The 20,660-nt window shown below is 66.7% G+C and carries 12 protein-coding genes; 3 read left to right on the forward strand and 9 right to left on the reverse strand.

All coding sequences use genetic code 11. From position 1 onward, the window contains the following. Positions 1-10 precede the first annotated feature (10 nt). The 3 genes from ABE85_RS23560 to ABE85_RS23570 are packed head-to-tail and all read left to right on the forward strand — an operon-like array spanning position 11 to position 2,295. Positions 11-793 (forward strand): TIGR04255 family protein, encoded by a 783-nt coding sequence (locus ABE85_RS23560; protein WP_082938891.1) that lies wholly within the window; start codon positions 11-13, stop codon positions 791-793. Positions 794-795: 2 nt separating this feature from the next. After that, positions 796-1,437: a hypothetical protein gene (locus ABE85_RS23565; RefSeq protein ID WP_067280565.1), complete on the forward strand. Its 642-nt coding sequence runs from the start codon at positions 796-798 to the stop codon at positions 1,435-1,437. Between the two features lie 6 nt (positions 1,438-1,443). Then, positions 1,444-2,295 (forward strand): hypothetical protein, encoded by an 852-nt coding sequence (locus ABE85_RS23570; protein ID WP_067280567.1) that lies wholly within the window; start codon positions 1,444-1,446, stop codon positions 2,293-2,295. 11 nt (positions 2,296-2,306) lie between these two features. On the opposite strand, the gene ABE85_RS23575 is transcribed toward ABE85_RS23570, so the two are convergent. The 9 genes from ABE85_RS23575 to ABE85_RS23615 form a co-directional block, all read right to left on the reverse strand. Continuing rightward, positions 2,307-4,436 (reverse strand): alpha/beta hydrolase domain-containing protein, encoded by a 2,130-nt coding sequence (locus ABE85_RS23575; RefSeq protein ID WP_067283430.1) that lies wholly within the window; start codon positions 4,434-4,436, stop codon positions 2,307-2,309. A gap of 14 nt (positions 4,437-4,450) precedes the next feature. Continuing rightward, positions 4,451-5,272, reverse strand: a complete 822-nt coding sequence (locus ABE85_RS23580; RefSeq protein ID WP_067280570.1) for a LytTR family DNA-binding domain-containing protein — start codon at positions 5,270-5,272, stop codon at positions 4,451-4,453. Positions 5,273-5,332: 60 nt separating this feature from the next. Continuing rightward, a complete protein-coding gene (locus tag ABE85_RS23585; protein ID WP_082938892.1) occupies positions 5,333-6,436 on the reverse strand; it encodes a sensor histidine kinase in 1,104 nt (367 codons plus the stop codon). 175 nt (positions 6,437-6,611) lie between these two features. Then, on the reverse strand, positions 6,612-7,367 hold the full coding sequence (locus ABE85_RS23590; protein ID WP_067280575.1) for a class II glutamine amidotransferase: 756 nt from the start codon (positions 7,365-7,367) through the stop codon (positions 6,612-6,614). A 45-nt stretch (positions 7,368-7,412) separates the two neighbouring features. Further along, positions 7,413-8,675 (reverse strand): NAD(P)/FAD-dependent oxidoreductase, encoded by a 1,263-nt coding sequence (locus tag ABE85_RS23595; RefSeq protein WP_067283432.1) that lies wholly within the window; start codon positions 8,673-8,675, stop codon positions 7,413-7,415. A gap of 188 nt (positions 8,676-8,863) precedes the next feature. Next, complete coding sequence (locus ABE85_RS23600) at positions 8,864-11,542, reverse strand: TonB-dependent siderophore receptor (protein ID WP_067280578.1); 2,679 nt, start codon at positions 11,540-11,542, stop codon at positions 8,864-8,866. A gap of 591 nt (positions 11,543-12,133) precedes the next feature. Continuing rightward, positions 12,134-14,875 (reverse strand): TonB-dependent siderophore receptor, encoded by a 2,742-nt coding sequence (locus ABE85_RS23605; protein WP_197507136.1) that lies wholly within the window; start codon positions 14,873-14,875, stop codon positions 12,134-12,136. A 422-nt stretch (positions 14,876-15,297) separates the two neighbouring features. Further along, positions 15,298-18,099: a TonB-dependent receptor gene (locus ABE85_RS23610; RefSeq protein ID WP_067280580.1), complete on the reverse strand. Its 2,802-nt coding sequence runs from the start codon at positions 18,097-18,099 to the stop codon at positions 15,298-15,300. Positions 18,100-18,434: 335 nt separating this feature from the next. Continuing rightward, positions 18,435-20,642, reverse strand: coding sequence for a malate synthase G (locus ABE85_RS23615; RefSeq protein ID WP_067280583.1), 2,208 nt, complete (start codon positions 20,640-20,642; stop codon positions 18,435-18,437). Positions 20,643-20,660: the final 18 nt, after the last annotated feature.

Consider the following 20,660-nt stretch of genomic DNA (forward strand, 5'->3'; position numbering starts at 1 on the left):
GGAGCCATCCATGGGACGTTTGTCCAATCCACCCGTGTATTTCACTGTTGCACAGGTGCGCTTCAATCGGCTGCTCAAGCTCTCGGACTTCCTGCCCAACATTCAGGAACGTCTGCGTCAGCAGCGCTTTCCGGACTTCTCGACACACAAGTCGTTCGTCCTCGAAGTCAATCTTCAACCCGGCACGTCGTCGGCCGCACCCGTGGCCGTCGCGGTGGAGCGCCATCAGTTCGGCGATACGCCGCAGACGCAGCTGTTTCTCCTGGACCAGCAGAGCTTGACCCTCCAGTCGACGGACTACGGCGACTTCAAGCAGTTTTCGGAGATCTTTCTCCGAGGCCTGAACATCCTTCATGAGGAGGTCCGGCTGGACTACGTGGAGCGGATCGGACTTCGGTATCTTGATCGAGTGATTCCGAACGAGGGTGACGATCTCTATCAATACCTGGCACCCGAGGTGACGGGTTTGAGCCGCAAGTTGCCGGGGCAAAAGGCGTACGCGTATTCCGAGAGCGTCAACATCGTGGACCAGGTCAATCTGCTGTCGCGAGTCAGCATTCAGAGCGGCCCCCTGGTTTTTCCGCCAGACATTGTTCCCGGTCAAATGAACGTCAATTCGCGCCTCGCAACATACGTGGGCCCGAACGCGATCCTCGACAATGACGGCAGTGTCGACGGTCGGCATGAGTTCTCGATCGACACGGTCCGCGAGCACCTCACGGCGATCCACGACGTCATCGGGAACGCATTTCACGCGGCTGCCAGCGAACACGCCTTCGAGGTCTGGAACTGAACATGACGAGCGCTTTCGCGTATGAGTCTTGGGCCGCCTACGTCGCCTATGGCAATGGCGCGCCATCCGCTGTGCATGGGCGCGCGGATCAGATCGGCGCCGCACCGCTGCCGTTGTTGTCTCGAATAGGGCGTGCGGGCACGGGTGGCATCGAGGGTGCTGAGTTCTATCTCCTTCGCCCGGGGTACCAACCTTTTGCCGTCATTGACCGCACCGGCGAGACCACTGGATCGCACGCCGCCCTGATGGCAGAAGTGAAATCCGGCTTTGGCCGAACGATGTCGCGCCTGCCGGAGGTCTTCGGAGTGTCTCGTCAGACGCTCTACAACTGGATCGGCGGTGACCGACCCAGGCCCATGTACGAGCCGCGCATAGAGCAACTCGCAGCTGCTGCGCGAATCTTCAGCGAATCGGCGTTCAAGCCTACCTCCGCGATGCTGGATCGCACGTTGGCCGGCGGAAAAACGTTCCTGCAGTTGCTGAGCGAAGGCGCGGACGGGCGCGAGGCCGCGCAGAAGCTGATTCGGGTCGTCAAGCGCGGCGTTCAGGCGCGCTCGAAACTCGATGCGCTGTTGGTAGGTCGGAAGAAGCAGACCTTGGCAGCTTCTGACTTCGGTACGCCTTCCTTCAAAGAGGACGTCTGAGGTCGCATGCAGGCATCCGCCGAGTGGACGCGGGACACCCCATGGCGCCAGGGCCATGTGCTGGGCGCCGACGCCTGCGCCGCCTTCGGCCTGAAACATGCCGAGTCGCCCGAGGCCACTTGCGTGGTCGTCATCGGTCATGACTGTGATCTGGCGAACGACAACCTCTCGGCGGAACCCTTTGTCGAGATCATCGTCGGCCGTATGCTGCCCAGGGCCAATGGCAATTTCTCTTGGGGGAAAGCGCCACGCACGCTGCATGTCGATATGCAGCGGGCCGGAACGGTGCTGACGGTCGAACTGGTGGCGACTGACAAGGCCTCCCTACCCAAGGCCCAACTGGCGCGATTCATGCCGGACGAGTGGTTCGAACTCGAAGCCAAACAATTGGCCGTGCTGCGCAACTGGTTGGGCGCCCGCTACAACCGGACAGCGTTTCCCGACACCTTCGTCAGTCGGATGAAATCAACCCAGGTGGACATGCGGTTGGCCAAGCGCCTGGAAGCCAAGGGGGCACTGGTCTCGTTCATTTACTTCGATCTCGATGGCGGTGAGGTGATCGAGCGTCCGGAAGGTGACCCTTACGAGTTGACCATCGTGCTCGTGTTTCCGCCGGGTGCGGATCCCGACGAGGCGTCGGACCAAGCCGACCAGTTGGCCCAAGAAGTTTTCGCAGACTGCCAAAGGCGACTGCCCAGTACGGATGCTCAGCCCAACAAGGACATCCTGCTCAAAGGCTGCTTTGCCATCAGCGAGGACGACATCACTGTGGCGAAGTCGCGCGAGCTTGCTCAATGGCGCCTGGAGCACATGTCGCTCCGCGCGACTGATGAGCAGCTCGGGAAGCCGGAGTTTTGAGCGTCCAATCCTCAGCGCAACACGTCGCTCTCGGAGGCTTCCTTGAGCAGACGATCGCGATCGGCGGACAGGAGAAATCCTTCCGCCGTTGCTTTTTCTGCCGCCGCTTTCACAGCGGCGACGTAGCCGGCGTGATCGCGATACCGCTCTTCGAGTGAGCGGCGCGGATCCCCGTTGGCCTCGCGCTCCGCGCGCGTCCGGGCGAACGGCACGTAGCCCCCGGCGTAGTTGCAGACCTGCCCGGCATGGACGCCGTCGGCGGTGATGTTCCAGCCGAGGTAGGTGCCCAGCGGCGCCATCGACAGCACCGTCGGCACGCCGCCGACCTCGTTCCCATCGGCATCGACGCGCGGCACCTTCGCCGGCAGCACGCGTCTGATCCTCGGCGGGATCTGGTCCGGCACGCCCGACGCCTCCACGCGGTCAAAGCCTGGCCCCCAGTCGTAATCGAAGACGGGGAAGACGAAGTTCTCCGGCAGGAACACGCGCTGCGGAATGCCCGGCACGCCGAGCGGGAATCCCATCGCCTCGCGTGTCGGATCGACGAGCTGGCCGCGTGCCAGCATCGGATAGCGGCTCGGTGGCGGGGGCGTTCCCTTCAGCACCCAATCGCGCATCGCCGCGCTCAGCACGTTGCGCAGCTCGCGGTGCGGGAGCGGATTCGGCGCCAGCGTCGCCTGGCCGAAGTTGTTGCCGGGACAGTTGAAGGCGGGACTCTCCGCCTCGTGGCGGAAGCCTCCGGCTCCGCCGCCGTGCGGGCTGCCGGCGACGTAGTAGCGACGCACGTTCGGCGCGAGCGGGATGTCCGTGTCCGCCGACGATCCCACCCACTCCAGCGAGAGCTTCAAGGCGTAGACCTCGGCGGCGCCGAAGTGCTCGAACACCTTGGGGCAGGTCTTGCCCGCGGTGCAGCGGGTCAGCAATCCCTTCGCGGGAAGGCCTCGCGCCTTGTCGGCCCAGTCGACCCACCACTGCGGGCCCTCGCTGCCCATCTGGAAGAGTTCGAGGACGCCGTCCGGCTGCGCCCAGCGCGCGTTCGCCGCGACGCGGCGGCCCGCGATGATGGCCCAGGCGCCGTCGTGCACCTGGCGCCCGGCCTCGTCCTCGTTCAGGCCCATGAACAGGAACTGCCGGACCATGTTCCCCGATTGCGAGACGCCCCGGATCGCGCTGCCGCGGACCTGGCCGGCAATCGGGTTGGGGGTGCCGGTGTCGTCCGCCTTCGCGTACCGGAAGAACGCGCCGACATCGCGGAACGCGGCCATGCCGACGCCCAGAACATAGGCGTTGCCGGCCGTGTAGACGAGCTGGTAGACCTTGTCCGCGTCGAAGCCGTTGCGAAGGCAGACGTGGATGGGCAGGTTGGCCGGCGCGTGCGATGGATCGATGTCGATCGGTGCGCCGGGGAACGGCTGTCCGCGATTGCAGCGGGCGAAGGCCCAGTCCTTCGCATCGACCGTGCCGGCCGCCGTGATGCGGCCGTCGACGGTCTCCTTCGTGTGGACCGTCAGCGTCGCGCCGGCCGTGTCCAGCGAGACCGGCAGGTAAGGCATCGGATTGCCCTGCACCATCAACGGCTGCGAGTCCGGTCCGCTGCGGTTGACGATGCGCGCCATCACCGTGCCGGTCACCGGCTTGCCGTCGATGCGCGCGAGCGGAGCGCGGACGTAGTGGTTGCGGGCCGCTTCGGGCCGCGTGCGCGGCACGCCGGTGCCGCCCGCGTTGTCGGCCTGCCAGCCGCTGCGCAGGCCGATGTCGCCGGCAGCGAACTCGCCGGACTGCAGCCGGACCTCATCGCCGCGGTTGGGCACGTCGTGCCACAGGAAGCCGCTGGCCGCCTTTCGCCCGACGGGCCGCGTGAGCACCCAGTTCGTCTCGTAGCGCACGAGGCCGTCGGCATCGGCCCCCAGCTTGAGATCCGTGATCACCGCGTTGTGCGGGTCGGCCGGATCGAGCTCGCCGAACGCGCGTCCCCGGATCTGCTCATAGCCGCGCTGCTCGCCGATCAGCGGCGCCACCTCGTCCACGACGATGCGCGTGACGCGCGCCTGCACCGCCCCGGCGGCGAAGAAGGCGAAGGTGGCGAAGAAGGCAGACAACGCGACCGCCAGCGGCCTCGTTCCGCGAAGGTCTCGTCGCATGCCGCGTGTCCGCATCACTGCCCCTTGAACAAGCCCTGGAATTGTCTGGACACGGGCAGCTTCTCGTCGCAGCCCTTCAGCGAGAGCTGCATCGTGTTCTCGTCGACACGCGTCGCGCTGGTGATGAAGCGGCTGTTGACCAGCACCGAACGGTGCACCTGCCAGAACACGCCCGGGTCGAGGTCGCTCAACAGCTCCTTGAGCGCGGTGCGGATCCACGCCTCGCCGTCGCGGTGCACCACGCGCGTGTAGCGGCTGTCGCTCTGGAAGAACAGGATGTCGTCGGGCGCGATCAGCTGGATCTCGCGACCCTGGCTGGCCTGGATGGGACGCATCGAGGGCCGTTGCGCGGGCAGCAGCTGGCGCAGCAGTTCCAGCGTGGCGGCGGGCATCGCCGACGATCCCGCGCGATGGGCCGCACCGTGCTCCGGGTCGTCGTCGTCCGGCACGGCGCCGTTCAATGATTGACGCTGTCTCAGGCGCTGGATGCATTGCTCCAGCCGCGCATCCTCGACCGGCTTCAGCACGTAGTCCACCGCGCCGGCCTCGAAAGCGGTCAGCGCGTGATCGCCATAGGCGGTGACGAACACGACCTGCGGCGGCTCCGCCAGCTGCGACAGGCGCTGCCCGACCTCCAGGCCGGACATGCCCGGCATGCGGATGTCGAGGAAACACAGCTGCGGTTCGTGCGCCAGGCAGTCGTCCCAGGCGTCGCAGCCGTTGACGCTGGCCGCCACGATCTCGATCTCCGGCGCCAGACGCGCCAGCGCGGCGCGCAACTGTTCGCGCGGACCTTCCTCATCGTCCGCGATCAGCGTGCGGATCTTTGTCGTCATGCGTGTCGTCTCCCCGATGTGACCGATGCGCCCTGCGGGCGTCCGCGGATCCTGCGACCGTCAGGCGGCCGGCACCTCGACCCAGGCGAGGCATCCCGGCGCGTCCACAGGCCCGGATTCCAGGCCCAGCGTCGCACGGCCACCAAACTGGGCCCTGAGCCGTTCGCGCGTGTTGGCGAGGCCCAGACCCTCACAGGCACCCGGCGGCAGGCCCTGGCCGCCATCCTGCACCTCCAGGCGCAGGTGCCCGCCCGCCGCCTTCACCCGCACGGCGATGTGACCGCCGCGCAGGCTGGGCTCGATGCCGTGCGTGATGGCGTTCTCCGCCAGCGTCAGCAGCGTGCCGGGCGGCAGGCTCGTGCGGGCGATCGCGGCCTGCGCGGTCTCGTCCGTGTCCAGCGACCAGCTCAGGCGCTGCCCCAGCCGCGCCTGCATGATGTCCAGGTAGCTGCGCACGATCTGCAGCTCCTGCTCCAGCGGCAGCCGGTCCTGCTCGAACATCGGCAGCGTCGCCCGCAGGTAGCGCGTCAGCGAGCGCAGCATCGGGCCGGCGCGGTCGTCGCGGGTGTCGACCCAGTGCTGCAGCGACGCCAGCGTGTTGAACAGGAAGTGCGGCTGGATCTGCGCCGTCGCCAGCCGCTGCGCCATCGCGATGCGCTCCTCCTGCGCGTCGAGCTCGGCCAGCCGCGCGCTCAGCTGCTGCGTCCGGTACAGCGTCAGGAACCACCACGACGACACCGTCAGCGTCATCCCGCCCGCCACGAAGGGCAGCAGGTCGCGGGCCTCGGCGCGGAAGCCCGCCTTCACCATCCCCAGCGTGAACAGCACCATCAGCACGCTGAGCGCGAAGGTCGCGCCGTTGAAGCGCGTGCGGGTCGGCTGGCGCCACAGCCAGCGCGCCACGCCCAGCCCCAGCGAGGCCATCCCCAGCCCGCCGATCAGGATCACGTGGGCCAGCTCGCGCGGCAGCATCGTGTAGAAGACCAGCCCCAGCACCAGCACGTTGCTCATCACGTAGCTGTCGACCACAGTGGACCAGGTCTTCAAACCGGAGCGCTCGATCTCCGCTTCGGTGAACACACGGCGCGGACCGGGGAACAGCCATTGCGTCCAGTCCCCTTTGTCACGGGGGACTGCGTCGGCGGAAGCGCTGGGCGAAGTCATGGGGCGAGTCTAGGCGACGGGTCCGGTCAACGCCTCAGGATGCGGCGAATGGCAGGTGGCAGGGACGGTCAGCCGACTGCGGCGACCGAGCAGCTGCCGTGGCGGCCGGTGCCCCGTTCCGCTCAATCGCCTCCTCACGCTCGGCATTCGCTCCACGGGGCACCGGCCGCCACGGCTAGCACTGAGGCTCGCCGCCGACGAAGACCTTCAAGGTGCCCGGTTCGATCGGGATCCAGGCCTCGCCGCGCGTGAGCGGCTCGGTGGCGACGATGGCGATGCGGTCGTCTTCGGTGGTCTTGGCGGCGAGGTCGACGCTCATGTCCTCGTCCTGCAGCGTGACGTGGCCGAACGGCGGCTGGCGCAGCAGGTAATGCAGCTTGGTCGAGCCGTGCGCCCACAGCGCCTGCCCGTTGGACAGCAGCATGTTGAAGGTGCCGTGCCCGTTGAGCCTCGGCAGCAGCTCGCGCAAGGTGTGGTTCAGTTCCTCGATCGCCGGCATGTCGGCATGCGCCTTGGCCAGTTCCTGCATCAGCCAGCAGAAGGCCTGCTCGCTGTCGGTCTGGCCCACCGGCTTGAACGCCGCATGCAGCCGCGGCGCGAAGCCCTTCAGGTCGCCGTTGTGCGCGAACACCCAGTAGCGGCCCCACAGCTCGCGCACGAACGGGTGGGTGTTCTCCAGCGAGACCACGCCCTGCGTCGCCTTGCGGATGTGCGCGATGACGACGTCGCTGCGGATCGGATAGGTCTTGACCAGCTCCGCCAGCGGCGAAACCCGTGCGCTGTGGTGGTCGACGAAGTGCCGGAGCCCACGCCCCTCGAAGAACGCGATGCCGAAGCCGTCCTTGTGCTCGTGCGCCCGCGTCGCCAGCCCGGCGAAGCTGAACATCACATCGGTCGGTCGGCGGGCGTTCATGCCCATCAGCTGGCACATCGCGGTCTCTCCTGGCTCAGGGCGCTGGGCTCATCATGCACCCGGTCATTCCAGGAACAGCCGCGTCAGCCCCTTCAGGCTGACCAGGTTGCCGGGGTTGCTGGTCTCGTTGAGCACGCCGCTCATCCGCTTCAGCAGGCGCGGGCTCTTCTGCGCGCGCCAGATGAGCAGGTCCGCCAGCCAGGGGAAACGGTTCACGCGGTTGCCGCGCTCGTAGAGGTCGTACTTCGGCTGCAGCGCGCGCAGGCCCTGCTCGTACTGCTCGCGGACCGGGGCGTCGATGGCGTGGAGGCCGTCGCCGTTCCCCGCCGTGCCGGCGCGGTGCGCCAGGATGGCTTCCGCGGCCAGGAGACCGGTCTCCATCGCCTTGCCGATGCCTTCGCCGGTGAACGAGTAGGTCGACCCTGCCGCCTCGCCCGTGACCAGCAGTCCGGGCCGCGTCCAGCGCGCGCCGTTGAGCGTGCAGCGCAGCGGCGCGCCCTTGAGTTCCCCGATCAGTTCGCCCTCGGCCATCAGGCGCTTCGCGGGCGGGTAGTGCTCGACGAAGGCGTCGAAGATGGCGCGCAGGTTGACGTCCTTCTTCTGCCCCTTGCCGGCCATGTCCTTGTGGCTGTCGGTCACGCCGACGCCGATGTTGAAGCTGCCGTCCGGCGCCGGGAAGATCCAGCCGTAGCCCGGCTGCACGGGCTTGCACCAGACCACCTCCAGCGCCTTGATCTCGCCGGCCATCGCCGGCGCGCGCACGTAGCCGCGCAGCGCGACGCCGCTGGGGGTGTGGCGCTCGCACATGCCGGCGGCCGTGAGCGCTTTCGGCACCGCGCCGGTGGCCAGGATCACCCAGTCGGCGGCGATCTCGTGAGGCTGGCCGTCGATGGTGAAGCGCGCGCCGCGCACGCGGCCCTGCGCGTCTTCCAGCGCCGCCTCGAAACGGGCCGGCGCCAGGAACCGGGCGCCGGCTTCCTGCGCGCCGAGGTTCAGGATCTCGTCGAGCTGCCTGCGCGGCAGCACCGCGAGGTGGCCCGGCACGTCGATCCGGCCGCCGCGCGGTCCGATGCAACCCACATGCGCCGAGCGCTGCGCCTTGGCCATCACGCGGTCCAGCAGGCCCAGGCGTTCCAGCGCGTGGTGCGCGTCCGGGATCAGCCCGTCGCCGCAGACCTTGTCGCGACCCAGCGGCTGCTGGTCGGCGAACACCACGTCCACGCCGGCCTTGGCCAGCCATCGGGCGGCCGCGCTGCCGGCGGGACCGGCGCCGATGATGAGGATCTGGCAGGCGGCGGGCAGACCCGCGGACGACTCGACGGACATGTAGGCGTTTCGGACGAAGACGAAACCGCACATTCTAGGGAGCCTGCCGGGTCGGCGGGACCGGCGATTCCCGCGCCGCCGGGGCGCGACGACGTACGGACGAAAAAAAACGAGAGGGGGATCCCTCTCGTCCGTGTGCCACTGGCGCGGGAGGCCGGAGCGCCGAGGCACTCCGGCGTCGCCGGCGATCAGTAGTTGTAGGTGGCGCGCACGTAGTACGCGCGGCCCGTCGCGTCGGCGTAGCGCGAATCCCAGCCGCCGGCCTGGAACAGGTCGGTCTGGTTGGTGAACGGCGGATCGCGGTCGAACAGGTTGCGCACACCGGCGGTCAGCGACAGCGACTTCAGCGGCGACCAGGTGCCGTAGATGTCCGTCGTCGTGTACGACGGGACACGCGCGTGCGCCGCGGGGTCGAAGTCCTTGTAGCCCGACTTGTAGTGCACGACGAAACCGCCGCCGAAGTCGTTGTAGTGCCAGTTGGTCGACAGGTTGTGCTGCCAGCGGAAGACCGGACCGGACTCGCCGTACTGGCCGGCGGCCGAGACCCAGTAGCCGTCCTTGAAGTCCTGGAACTCGTACTTGTTGACGTAGGTGCTGTTCAGCGCGAAGTCGAAGGCGCCGACCTGCGTCGACAGACGGTACTGGCCGCCGATGTCGAAGCCGTTCGTGCGGACCTTGCCCAGGTTCTGCAGGGTCTGGTCGACGTAGCCGCACTGCGCGCTCGGGCAGTTGCTGATGACCGACAGCTGACCCGCGGCGTTCGGGTGGAAGTACTGCTGCAGCTGCGGGTAGGCGGCGTAGTTGTTGAACAGCGCGAACTGCGGGATCGAGCCGATCGAGTCCTTCAGGTGCACGGACCAGAAGTCCAGGCTCAGGCTCAGGTTGTTGAGCGGCTGCACCACGATACCCAGGGTCTCGCTCTGCGACTTCTCAGGCTTCAGGTTGGGATTGCCCGAGTTCAGCACCTGGAACTGCGCCGAGCACTGCGAACCGCCCGTACCGGCCGGGCAGGTGATCGGGTTGGCGTAGTTGCCGGCGGTGTTCGTGTAGGCCTGGTTGCCGTACAGCTCGAACAGCGTCGGCGCGCGGAAGCCCGTCGAGGCCGAACCGCGGACCAGCACTTCCTTGACCGGCTGGAAGCGGAAGCTCACCTTGGGATTGGTGCTGCTGCCGAAGTCGCTGTACTTGTCGTAGCGCAGCGAGCCGGTGATATCCAGGCTCTTGAGCACCGGCAGGTTCAGCTCGCCGTACAGCGCCTTGACGCTGCGCGACCCTTCGGAGTGGAAGGTGGGCGAGACGCCGGTCGAGACTTCCACCTTGGCGGCGAAGTCCGTTTCCGGGACCGACTTGAAACGCTCGTGGCGGTATTCGACGCCCAGGGCCAGTTGCGCGGCACGGCCGACGCCGAGCCAGTCGCCGACTTCGCGGCTGGCATGGGCGTTGATGTTGTAGACCTCGCCGATGGCGTGCTGCAGCTTGCCGTTCAGCGCCGCGTCCTGCAGCAGCTGGGTGCCGGCGGCGGTCTGCGCGCCGAAGGGGTTGATGATCCCTTCCAGCAGGCCTTCGCCGATCATGTCGCCGTCGCCATAACCGCCGGTCAGGAACTGCTGCACCTTGTTGTGGTTGTACGAACCCGCGACCGAGTAGTCCCAGCCCAGGCCCGCGCCTTCAGCCGTCAGCAGGATGCGCTGCTGGTCGTTCTGGTTCATCTGCTCGCGCGAGCCGTTGGGGAAGTCGCGCCACAGCACGTACACGAAGCCCGGCAGCACGTTGACCGGATTCGGGAAGGCCTTGGTCGGCGAGAAGCCCGGGGCGCCGGCGCTGCCGTCGTCGAAGGTGGGGCTGATGTTGGCGTTGCCGGTCGGGTAGAACGCCGTGCCCGGATTGATGTAGTAACCGCCGTACGGCACCGGCGCGACCAGCGTCGTGACCTTGCTGCGGGTGGCGAAGACTTCGGCGCCCAGCGTCAGGTCCTTGTTGACCATCAGGCTGCCCTTGAGCATGCCCGAGTACACCTCGGTCTTGGGCTGGAAGTCGACGAAGGCCGGCGTGACGATGCGGCACTCGCCGTTGACGTTCTTGACCTGCGTGCCGGAGCAGTCCGGCAGCGTCGGGTTGTAGTAATGCTCGAAGTCCTGCGTGTAGTTCGCCGGATCCGTGCTGTACGACAGGCCGCCGACGACGCGCTTGTTGAAGTCGCGCTGCGAGCCGGAGATGTTGTCGCTCTTCTTGTAGCTGGCGAAGCCGAAGATGTTGAAGCCCTGGGACTCCAGGTCGCCGTAGCCGAAGCCGGCGTTCACGCTGCGGGTCTTGCCGCCGGCGTGCTGCGGCGAGTCATAGCCGCCGGTGATCGTGAAGCCCTGGTAGCTCGTCTTGGTGATGAAGTTGATCACCCCGCCGATCGCGTCCGTGCCGTACAGCGACGAGGCGCCGTCGCGCAGCACTTCGATGCGGTCGATGGCCGCGAACGGGATCATGTTCAGGTCGGGCGCCGAGCCGTCGACCGCGTTGTTGGCGATGCGCTGGCCGTTGAGCAGCACCAGCGTCTTGTCGGCGCCGATGCCGCGCATGTCGGCGAAGCTGGCGCCGCCGCTGCTGGAACCGATCGACTGGGCCGTGTTCGTCGACGACTGGACCGAGGTCAGGTTGGCCATGATCTGTTCGACGGACGTCACGCCCGACTTGCGCAGGTCGTCCATCTTCACCACGGTCACCGGCACGGCGGTTTCAGCGTCGATGCGCTTGATCGCCGAGCCCGTCACGACGACCTTCTCCAGGGTGGAGTTGTCGCTTTGGGCGAGCGTCGGAAGGGACGCGGCCGCGAAGGTGGCGGCGACTGCCAGGCTCACCGCGTTCAGCTTGTACATATGCACCTCTAGGGGGAGCGCCCGCCCTCCTCGTGGGTGCGGCAGGCCGGAATTGAAACGGCCCCGCATCGCGAGGCCTGACAAAAGTGTGCTGACGAATTGCCAGAGGTCATAGGTGCGTGTTCGTAAAGCGCGCGAATTTGGGACGGCGCGCGCCGAAACGGGCTGTTTTCGCGGGTTTCTCCTTACCGTTTCATGACGGTTCGGTCGCACCTGCGCCACAGTTTCGGAATTTACGAACGCTTAACTCCCGCGCCGATGTCGGATTTCGACCGGCAGGGTTTCGGACGGTTTTCGCCCGAAATGTTGAATACTTGTATGTATTACGTGAAGATAGCGATAAGAATCGTCGGCATACGGCAACGGTGAATTTATCAATCGGATTTGATGAATACGGAAAATATTCGTTGAGACAATGGTTTATGAATATTCAACGAGACAGGGAAACAATACTTAACTTGGACTAAGCGGCTTGCCGCTCTTGTCGTCGAACGCTGATTCGTGCAGACGAAAAAAAAGGACTCCCGGAGGAGTCCTTGTCGTGATGCGAGGGCGACGCCCCGCCGTGGTGCGGCGGGGCGTCGCGGTCGATCAGAAGTCGTAGCTGGCCCTGACCTGGACGGTCCGGCCCATCGGGCTGTAGTAGCGGTAGTCGAAGCCCAGCATGTGGCCGCCGTTGGCGCGCAGCGACAGGGGCGGTTCCTTGTCGAACACGTTCTTGATGCCCAGGGCGACCGTCAGCTGCTTGTTCCAGGTGTAGGCGGTCTGCCAGTCCAGGGTCACGTACGGCTTGACCTTCAGGCGCACGTTCTCGAAGTCGCCGGTGCCCAGGTTCTCGACTTCCGTCTCGAAGTCCTTGTAGCCGGACTGGAAGTTGACGTTGGCGGCATGCACCCAGTTGCCGTGCTGCAGCGTGTTGGTCCATTGGCCCTTCCAGCGGAAGGTGACCGTGCCCAGCGAGGCCTGGTTGTCGGCGACGTCCGAGAAGTACTCGCCGCCGGCCAGCAGCTGGACCTTGCGATCCAGCATGTAGGTGGCGCGCAGGTTGGAGGTCAGGCGGCCGATCGGCGTGTTCACGCGGCCGGTCACGTCGAAATCGATGCCGCTGCTGAACGACTTGCCCAGGTTGGTCGTGCTGGCGTTGTAGGCCAGGAACTTCTCAGCCGTGACCGGGTCGGTGTAGACCAGGAACAGGTTGGAGTATTTCTGGGCATTGTTGAAGGCCTCGTTCTCGTCCACCGAGCCGAAGGTCTTGTCGATGCCCACCCACCACCAGTCGGCGCCGAACGAGAAGCTGCTCGTCGGCTCGACGCGGAAGCCCAGCGTGGCCTGCTTGGACTCTTCCGGCTTGACCGTCTCGACGCCGCCCGTGAAGACGTTGTACTGCTTGTCGCCGGCCTGGCAGACCGCGCCCAGGCTGGCCGCCACCGCCGCCATGCCGGCGTTGCAGGTGTACGGCGAGGCCGTCACGCCGAACTCCTGCAGCGGACGGTACAGCTGGCGCAGCGTCGGGGCGCGGAAGCCCGTGCCGAACGAGCCGCGGAACAGCAGTTCCGGTGCCGGGGTGTACTTGAACGACACCTTGCCGTTGGTCGCGCTGTCGACGTGGCGGTAGTTGTCGTAGCGGACGCCGCCGGTGACTTCCAGGTTCTTCAGGACCGGGACGACCAGTTCCGCGAAGGCGCCCATCGTGTCGCGCTTGGCGTTGTACGGGATCACGACGGTGCTGTCGCCGAAGCGCTGGTCGTCACCGTTGACGCCGCCTTCGCCGCGGGCGACCAGGCCCGGATTGTCCTCGACCTTGTCCTGCTGCGCCGAGAGGCCCAGCGCCAGGTAGGCGCCGCCGGCGGAGGTCTTGAAGATCTCACGCGAGGCGCGGAAGTCGACGTTGGCGAGGGTGCTGGTCTCGACGCTGTAGGCGCCGGAGATCATGATCTTGGCGACCGCGTCCTTGGCGGCCTGCGACTGCTCGCCGGCCAGCACGAACGGGTTGTAGACGCCGCTGCGCAGCAGGGCGCCGAAGGCCTTGGCCAGCGGATAGCCGGAGTTGCTTTCCTCGACTTCGGCGCGCTGGTAACCGGCGGTGGCGGTGTAGTCCCAGCCGGCCAGCTGGCCGTCGAGCTGCAGCCACAGGGCCTTGTTGTCGCGGTCGAAGGTGCTGGTGCGGTTGCCCAGGTCGAAGGCGCGGTAGGACACCGACGCGATGCGGGCCGGATCCAGGCCCAGCGACTGCAGGTAGGCCGGGGTGTAGCCGACGGCGGCCAGCTGCGAGGCGAACGGACCGTTCGGGTCCACGGCCACCGAGCCCGGCACGGCGGCGATCTTGCCGCTCGTCTTGGTCTTGCCCAGCAGCAGGTCGGCGCGCAGCGTGTGCTCGCCCAGCTTCACTGAGCCCGAACCGAACAGGTTGGTGCGCTCGCGATCCGGGAAGGCCTCGACGGTGCCGGCGTAGTCGAAGTAGCAGGCCTGGCCGACCTGCACGTTGCGATCCGCGCACTTGCCGTTCTGGACCAGGTAGGCGTTGCGGGGTTCCGAGCCGATCGTGCCGTCCGGGTTGCGGACCGGCACGTTCACGTTGCCGGGGATGGCCGATGGCGAGCCGTTGAAGAACTGGTAGTCCTGGCCGTTGTGGCCGAAGTTGATGACGCCGGTCTTCGAGAACTCACGCTGGTTGGCCGTCAGCGAGTCGCGCTTGTCCATCGACAGGCCGAACATGACGTTGAAGCCGTTGGTGTCCAGGTCGCCGAAGCCCCCGGAGATCGAGGCGCTGCGCTCCTTGCCGCCGCTTTCGGTCGGCACGGACACGAAGGCGGAGATGTTCTTGCGCGACGAGTTGGTGCGGGTGATGAAGTTCACCACGCCGGCGACCGCGTCGGAGCCGTACAGGGCCGAGGCGCCGTCGGTCAGCACTTCCACGCGGTCGATGATCGACAGCGGGATCATGTTCAGGTCCACCGCGCCGCCGGCTTCGCCGATCAGGCGGCGGCCGTTCAGCAGGACCAGTGTGCGGTCGCCGCCGAGGTTGTGGATGGAAACGGTGGCCTGGCCGCCGCCGCCGCCGCCGACGGTGTCACCTTCGGTGATGCCGCCCTGCACGGACGACAGGTTCTGCATCAGCTCGACCACCGAGGTCACGCCGCTGCGTTCGATCTCGGCGCGGGTGACGGTCTGCACCGGCACCGAGCCTTCGGCAGCGATCCGCTTGATCGCCGAACCCGTCACGACGACGCGTTCCAGCTGGGTCTGATCCTGGGCTTGTGCAACGGCGGCCGACGACGCGATTGCAATGGTGGCGGCAACTGCCAGGCTCACCGCGTTCAGTTTGTTCTTCAAAGAAACACTCCTAGAGGTGTCGAGCGGCGGCGCTTGTGGCGTCGCGCGAAACGTGACCGACGACCCCACTCCGCACAATTGCGTGAAGGTCGCGTGAAAGAAGTGTCAATGACTGGAATTCGACGGCCGGCGCGGGTTCCTACTAATTGAGGCGGTCCGGGTCACCGGGAACGGGGGCATCCCCAGAATGGCCGATACCCCTGCATGACCGGCGTCACGGGTGACTTCCGGCCAAGGCAGGGGTATCGGCGGACACGCCTCTCCCGAGGAATGTCCGAATCGTCAAGCGCCCAACTCGTTGCGGGGTGGCAACAGGCTGTATCCCGACTGCAACAATGCCGCCGGTCGTTTGGTCGGGGATTCGTCAGTATCCGCGCGCTGTACGCACGGATTATCCGAATCCCCTCCTGTTCAGGCGCCGATCAGAAGTTGTAGCTGCCCGTCAGATAAACGGTGCGGCCCAGCGGGCTGGCGTAACGCGGGTCGTAACCGACCTGGTGGCCCGACGAGTCGCGCAGCGTCAGCGGCGGGTTCTGGTCGGTCAGGTTCTGGATGCCCAGACGCAGTTCCAGCGCCTTGTTGTAGCGGTAGGTGCCTTGGTAGTCGAAGGTGATGTAGTTCGGCACCAGCAGCTGGATCTGGGTGTTCTGACCGGTCTGCAGGTCACGCACGGTCTGCTGGATGTCCTTGTAGCCGGAGCGGTACTTCACGACCAGGGCGTTGGTGAGCTTGCCGGTGTCCAGCGCGAACTTGGCCTGCGCCGTGTTGCGGAAGATCACCTGCGCGTCCACGCCGTACTTGCCGAGGCTGTCGGTGAAGTCGTTGGACGTGCCCGGGCGCGTGTACTTGGCCTGGATCATGTAGGTGCCGTTGACCGTGGTGGTCAGGCGGCCCAGGCCTTCGATGTTGATCCGGCCGTCCAGGGCCCAGTCCAGGCCCTTGTAGTTGGACTTGCCGATGTTGGTGGACATCGACATGAACGCGTACAGCGGGTTCGCTTCGGCCGGCAGCTTGTAGGTCGTGAACAGGGACTTGAACTGCTCGGGATTGGCGAACGCCTGGTTCGCGGAGACCGCGGAGACCGCGTCACGCAGGTCCAGCTGCCAGTAGTCCAGGCTGCCGCCGAAGTTGCGGGTCGGGTCGAAGCGGATGCCCAGGGTGGCCTGCTTGGACTTTTCCGGCTTCAGGTTCTCGTTGCCGCCCGAGAGCTGGGTGTACTGCTGCTTGCCGGGCTTGCAGGGCGCCGCGCCGCTGCCGTCGCCGGGGAACGGGCAGTTGTAGCTGGAAGCCGTCACGCCGTTGTTCACCAGCGGCTGGGCGATGTCCAGCATGTCCGGGGCCTTGAAGCCGGTGCCGTAGGAGCCGCGCAGCACCAGGGTGCTGGTCGGCTTGTAGCTGGCGGACAGCTTGTAGGTCGTGGCGCTCTCGGTCTTGCCGAAGTCGCGGCCGTTCACGGCGTCCTTGATCTTGCTGATGCTGTCGTAGCGCAGCGCGGCGGTCATTTCCAGGCCCTTCACGACCGGGATCACGAATTCGGCGAAGGCGCCGACGTTGTCGCGCGCCAGGTCGTACTTCGGGTTCGCCGCGAAGTTGTAGATCACGCCGTTGACCGCGTCGGCCGACGGCGTCTGCTTGAAGTGGTAGTTGCGGAAGTCCGCGCCGACGCCCAGGCTGACCGCGCCGGCCGGCAGGTTGAAGATCTCGCTGGAGGCGCGCACGTCGGCGCCCTTGAGCGTCGTCGAGGCTTCGCGGATCGTGCCGTGATAGATCGAGTCGCTGATCAGCTGCTGCGTCGCGGCGCTCTGGTTGCCGGACGGCACGAACGGGTCGAGCGCGCCGGTGGCCAGGATGTTGTTGAACTCCTTGGCCTTGAAGTAGCCGCCGACGTACTTCTCGTCCAGCGCGTTCTCGGACCAGGTCAGGGCACCGTTCACCGACCAGTTGCCGAATTCAGCGTCGGCGCCGACGACGACGTGCTTCGCGTCGGTGACGGTCTGCGAGTCGCGGGTGCCGAAGTCGGTGGCGCGATAGCTCGCGGACACCGTGTCGATGTGGGCGATCTGGGCCGGCGTCAGGTACGGCGCGACGTACTTGGTGAACAGCGGCGACGTGGTCGCGATGGCGATCGGCACCGGGTTCGGGGCGATGCGCGCGGTCAGGTCCAGACGCGTGAAGGCCACGTCGGAGAACAGCTTGATCTTGTCGTTGATCTTCAGCTCGCCGGTGACGAACACCGAGTCGCGGGTCGATTCCGGATAGACGTCGATCGTGCTGACGAAGTCGAACGCGCACTGGGCAGTGCCGCTCTTGACGTTCGAGTTGGCCGGGATGGTGTTGGCCAGGCTGTAGACGTTGTTCGGCGCGCATTGGCCGTTGGCCATGCGGTACGGGTTGAAGGCGTAGGCACCCAGGACCGGCGTGGTCGTGGGTTCGCCGGCCAGGCGCTTGAAGACGACCGAGGCGTTGGCCGGATCGGCCGACGGGCTGGTGCGGTCGTAGGCGTAGTTCCGGCCGTTGAAGTTGATCGGCAGGAAGGCGCTCTTGGAGAAGTCGCGGTCGCCGGACTTCAGCTGCTTCTGTTCGTCACGGCGATAGGTGGCCATGACGTTGAAGCCGTCGCGCTGCAGGTCGCCGAAGCCGTAGCTGCCGCTCACGTTGTAGGAGGTGCCGCCGTCGCCGCGCGGGTTGCTGTAGGTGGCGGTGAGGTTGCCGCCCTGCACGTTCTTCTTCAGGACGAAGTTCACCACGCCGGCGATGGCGTCCGAGCCGTACAGCGCGGAGGCGCCGTCGGTCAGGACTTCGATGCGCTCGATGGCGCTCATCGGGATGGAGTTCAGGTTGATCCGGCTGCCCGAGCCCGTCGGGGCGATGCGGCGGCCGTTCAGCAGCACCAGCGTGTAGCTTTCGCCGACGCCGTGGATCGAGGCCGTGGCGATGCCGCCCGAGTTCGAGCCGATGGCGATGTCGCCGATCGTCAGGTTGCCGCCCATCGCGGGCAGGCGCTGGATCAGGTCGGCGACGTTGTTTGCGCCGGAGGCCTTGATCTCTTCCTGCGTGATCAGCTGGACGGGCAGCGCGCCCTGGTTGGCCACGCGCTTGATGCTCGAGCCCGTGATCTCGATGCGTTCGAGCTGGGTGTTTTCCTGGGCGTGTGCGGCGCCCATCGAGGCGGCGAGCAGCGCGGCCGCGAGGCTCACACGGCGGAGTTGAAGCGAAGAGGTCATGCCGGATCCGTCAAATGGCAAAAATGATTCCAGAGCTGATGACTTTGTGTCATCGGACACTGCGCGTAGGTGAACAAACTTTAAGGAACAGGAATTGCCCCCGGCCCCAGGGACGGCCCCTAAGGGTTTTCCATCCTTGAACGAACGAAGATCGCCATTTCCGGCATGTCGAATGGCACCCGGGTGCTGGAAGTCATGCGTCGTCCGACAGGACAAGTGCTGAAATCGATACGAGCGGACACAAAAAAAGCGACCCGAAGATCGCTTGGCACTCTGAGGACGTACGCCGCACGAAGACGGCGATTCGCGACAGATGGTTACTGTTGGTCTGGCGTTCAGCCGCCGGCGGCAGATCCCGCCGCCTTGCGCTTCTGCCGCCAGGCGTGCAGCAGCGGCTCGGTGTAGCCGCTCGGCTGTTCACGCCCTCTGAACACCAGATCGAGCGCCGCCTGATACGCCATGCTGTTCGGATGGCCGGCCATCGGTTCGTACAGCGGGTCTCCCGCGTTCTGGGCGTCGACTATGACCGCCATGCGTTCGAATGTCGCCCGAACTTGTTGTTCAGTCACGACGCCGTGGTGCAGCCAGTTCGCCACATGCTGGCTGGAGATGCGCAAAGTCGCCCGGTCTTCCATCAGGCCGACCTGGTTGATGTCCGGGACCTTCGAGCAGCCGACGCCCTGATCGATCCAGCGCACCACGTAGCCGAGGATGCCCTGGATGTTGTTGTCCAGCTCCTGCTGCTTCTCGGTGTCGCTCCACGACGGATCGGCCGCCACGGGGATCGTGAGCAGTCGCTGCAGCAGTTCCGCGCGATCGACGCCCGGCGCCTCGGCCTCGATCTGCTGCTGGACCTGCGCCACGCTGACCTGGTGGTAATGCAGCGCATGCAGCGTCGCGGCGGTCGGACTGGGCACCCAGGCGGTGTTGGCGCCGGCCTTGGGATGGGCGATCTTCTGTTCGAGCATCGCGGCCATCAGGTCGGGCATCGCCCACATGCCCTTGCCGATCTGGGCGCGACCGCGCAGGCCGGCGCTCAGGCCCGTCAGCACGTTGTTGCGCTCGTAGGCCTGGATCCAGGCGCTGGCCTTCATGTCGCCCTTGCGCAGCATCGGACCGGCGAGCATCGCGGTGTGCATCTCGTCGCCGGTGCGGTCCAGGAAGCCGGTGTTGATGAAGGCGACGCGGCTGGGCGCCGCGGCGATGCAGGCCGCCAGGTTGACGCTGGTGCGGCGCTCCTCGTCCATGATGCCGAGCTTGACGGTCGAGGCCGGCAGGCCGAGCAACTGCTCGACGCGACCGAACAGCTCGTTGGCGAAGCCGACCTCGGCCGGGCCGTGCATCTTCGGCTTGACGATGTAGATCGAACCGCGGCGCGAGTTGCGCAATCCGGAGCCGGACAGCTGCTTCAGGTCGTGGACCGAGATCAGCGTCGTGACGACGGCGTCCAGGATGCCCTCGGGGATCTCGCGATCGCCCTCGAGCAGGATGGCGGGGTTGGTCATCAGGTGGCCGACGTTGCGGACGAACAGCAGCGAGCGGCCCGGCAGCACGACGTCGTCGCCGCCGCCGGCGGCCTTGTAGACGCGGTCCGGATTCAGGCGTCGGACGAAGGTCCGGCCCCCCTTGCTGACCTCCTCGGTCAGCGAGCCGCGCAGGATGCCCAGCCAGTTGCGGTAGGCGAGCAGCTTGTCCTCGGCGTCGACGGCGGCGATCGAGTCCTCGAGGTCGAGGATGGTCGACAGCGCCGATTCCATCAGCACGTCCGAGATGCCTGCGGCGTCGGTCTGGCCGATCGTCGAGCTGCGATCGAACTGGACCTCGAGATGGATGCCGTTGTGACCCAGCAGGATCGCCGTCGGTGCGGCCGCATCGCCCAGATAGCCGATGAACTGGGCTGCATCGGCCATCGCGACCGTGCGGCCGTCCTTCAGCGCGACGGCCAGCGCCGTGCCGTTCACGGTGTAGCCGGTCGCGTCGGCGTGGGAGGCGCCCGCGAGCGGCGCGGCCTGGTCCAGCACCTGGCGGGCGAAGGCGATGACCTTCGCGCCGCGCACCGGGTTGTAGCCGCCGGCGCGCTCGGCGCCGTCGGTCTCGGCAATGACATCGGTGCCGTAGAGCGCGTCATAGAGCGAGCCCCAGCGCGCGTTCGCCGCGTTCAGCGCATAGCGGGCGTTCAGGATGGGCACCACCAGCTGCGGGCCGGCCTGGATCGCGAGCTCGGCGTCCACGTTGGCGGTCGTCGCCTTCGGATCCGCCGGCAGCGGCACCAGATAGCCGATCTGCTTCAGGAAAGCCTGATACGCCGCCATGTCGGCGATCGGGCCGGGATGGGCGCGATGCCAGCCGTCGATCTCGGTCTGCAGCCGGTCGCGCTCGGCCAGCAGCGCGGCGTTCTTCGCCGCCAGCTCATGCGCCAGCGCGTCGAAGCCGTGCCAGAACGCGGCCGGTTCGACGCCGGTGCCGGGCAGCGCCTCGGTCTCGATGAAACGGGCCAGGGCGGCATCGACCTGGAGGCGGTGGTGTTGGCTGCGTGCGGTCATGACGGCTCCGAAAGACGG

It is taken from the genome of Mitsuaria sp. 7, from assembly GCF_001653795.1.
In the GTDB taxonomy this organism is placed as follows: domain Bacteria; phylum Pseudomonadota; class Gammaproteobacteria; order Burkholderiales; family Burkholderiaceae_C; genus Roseateles.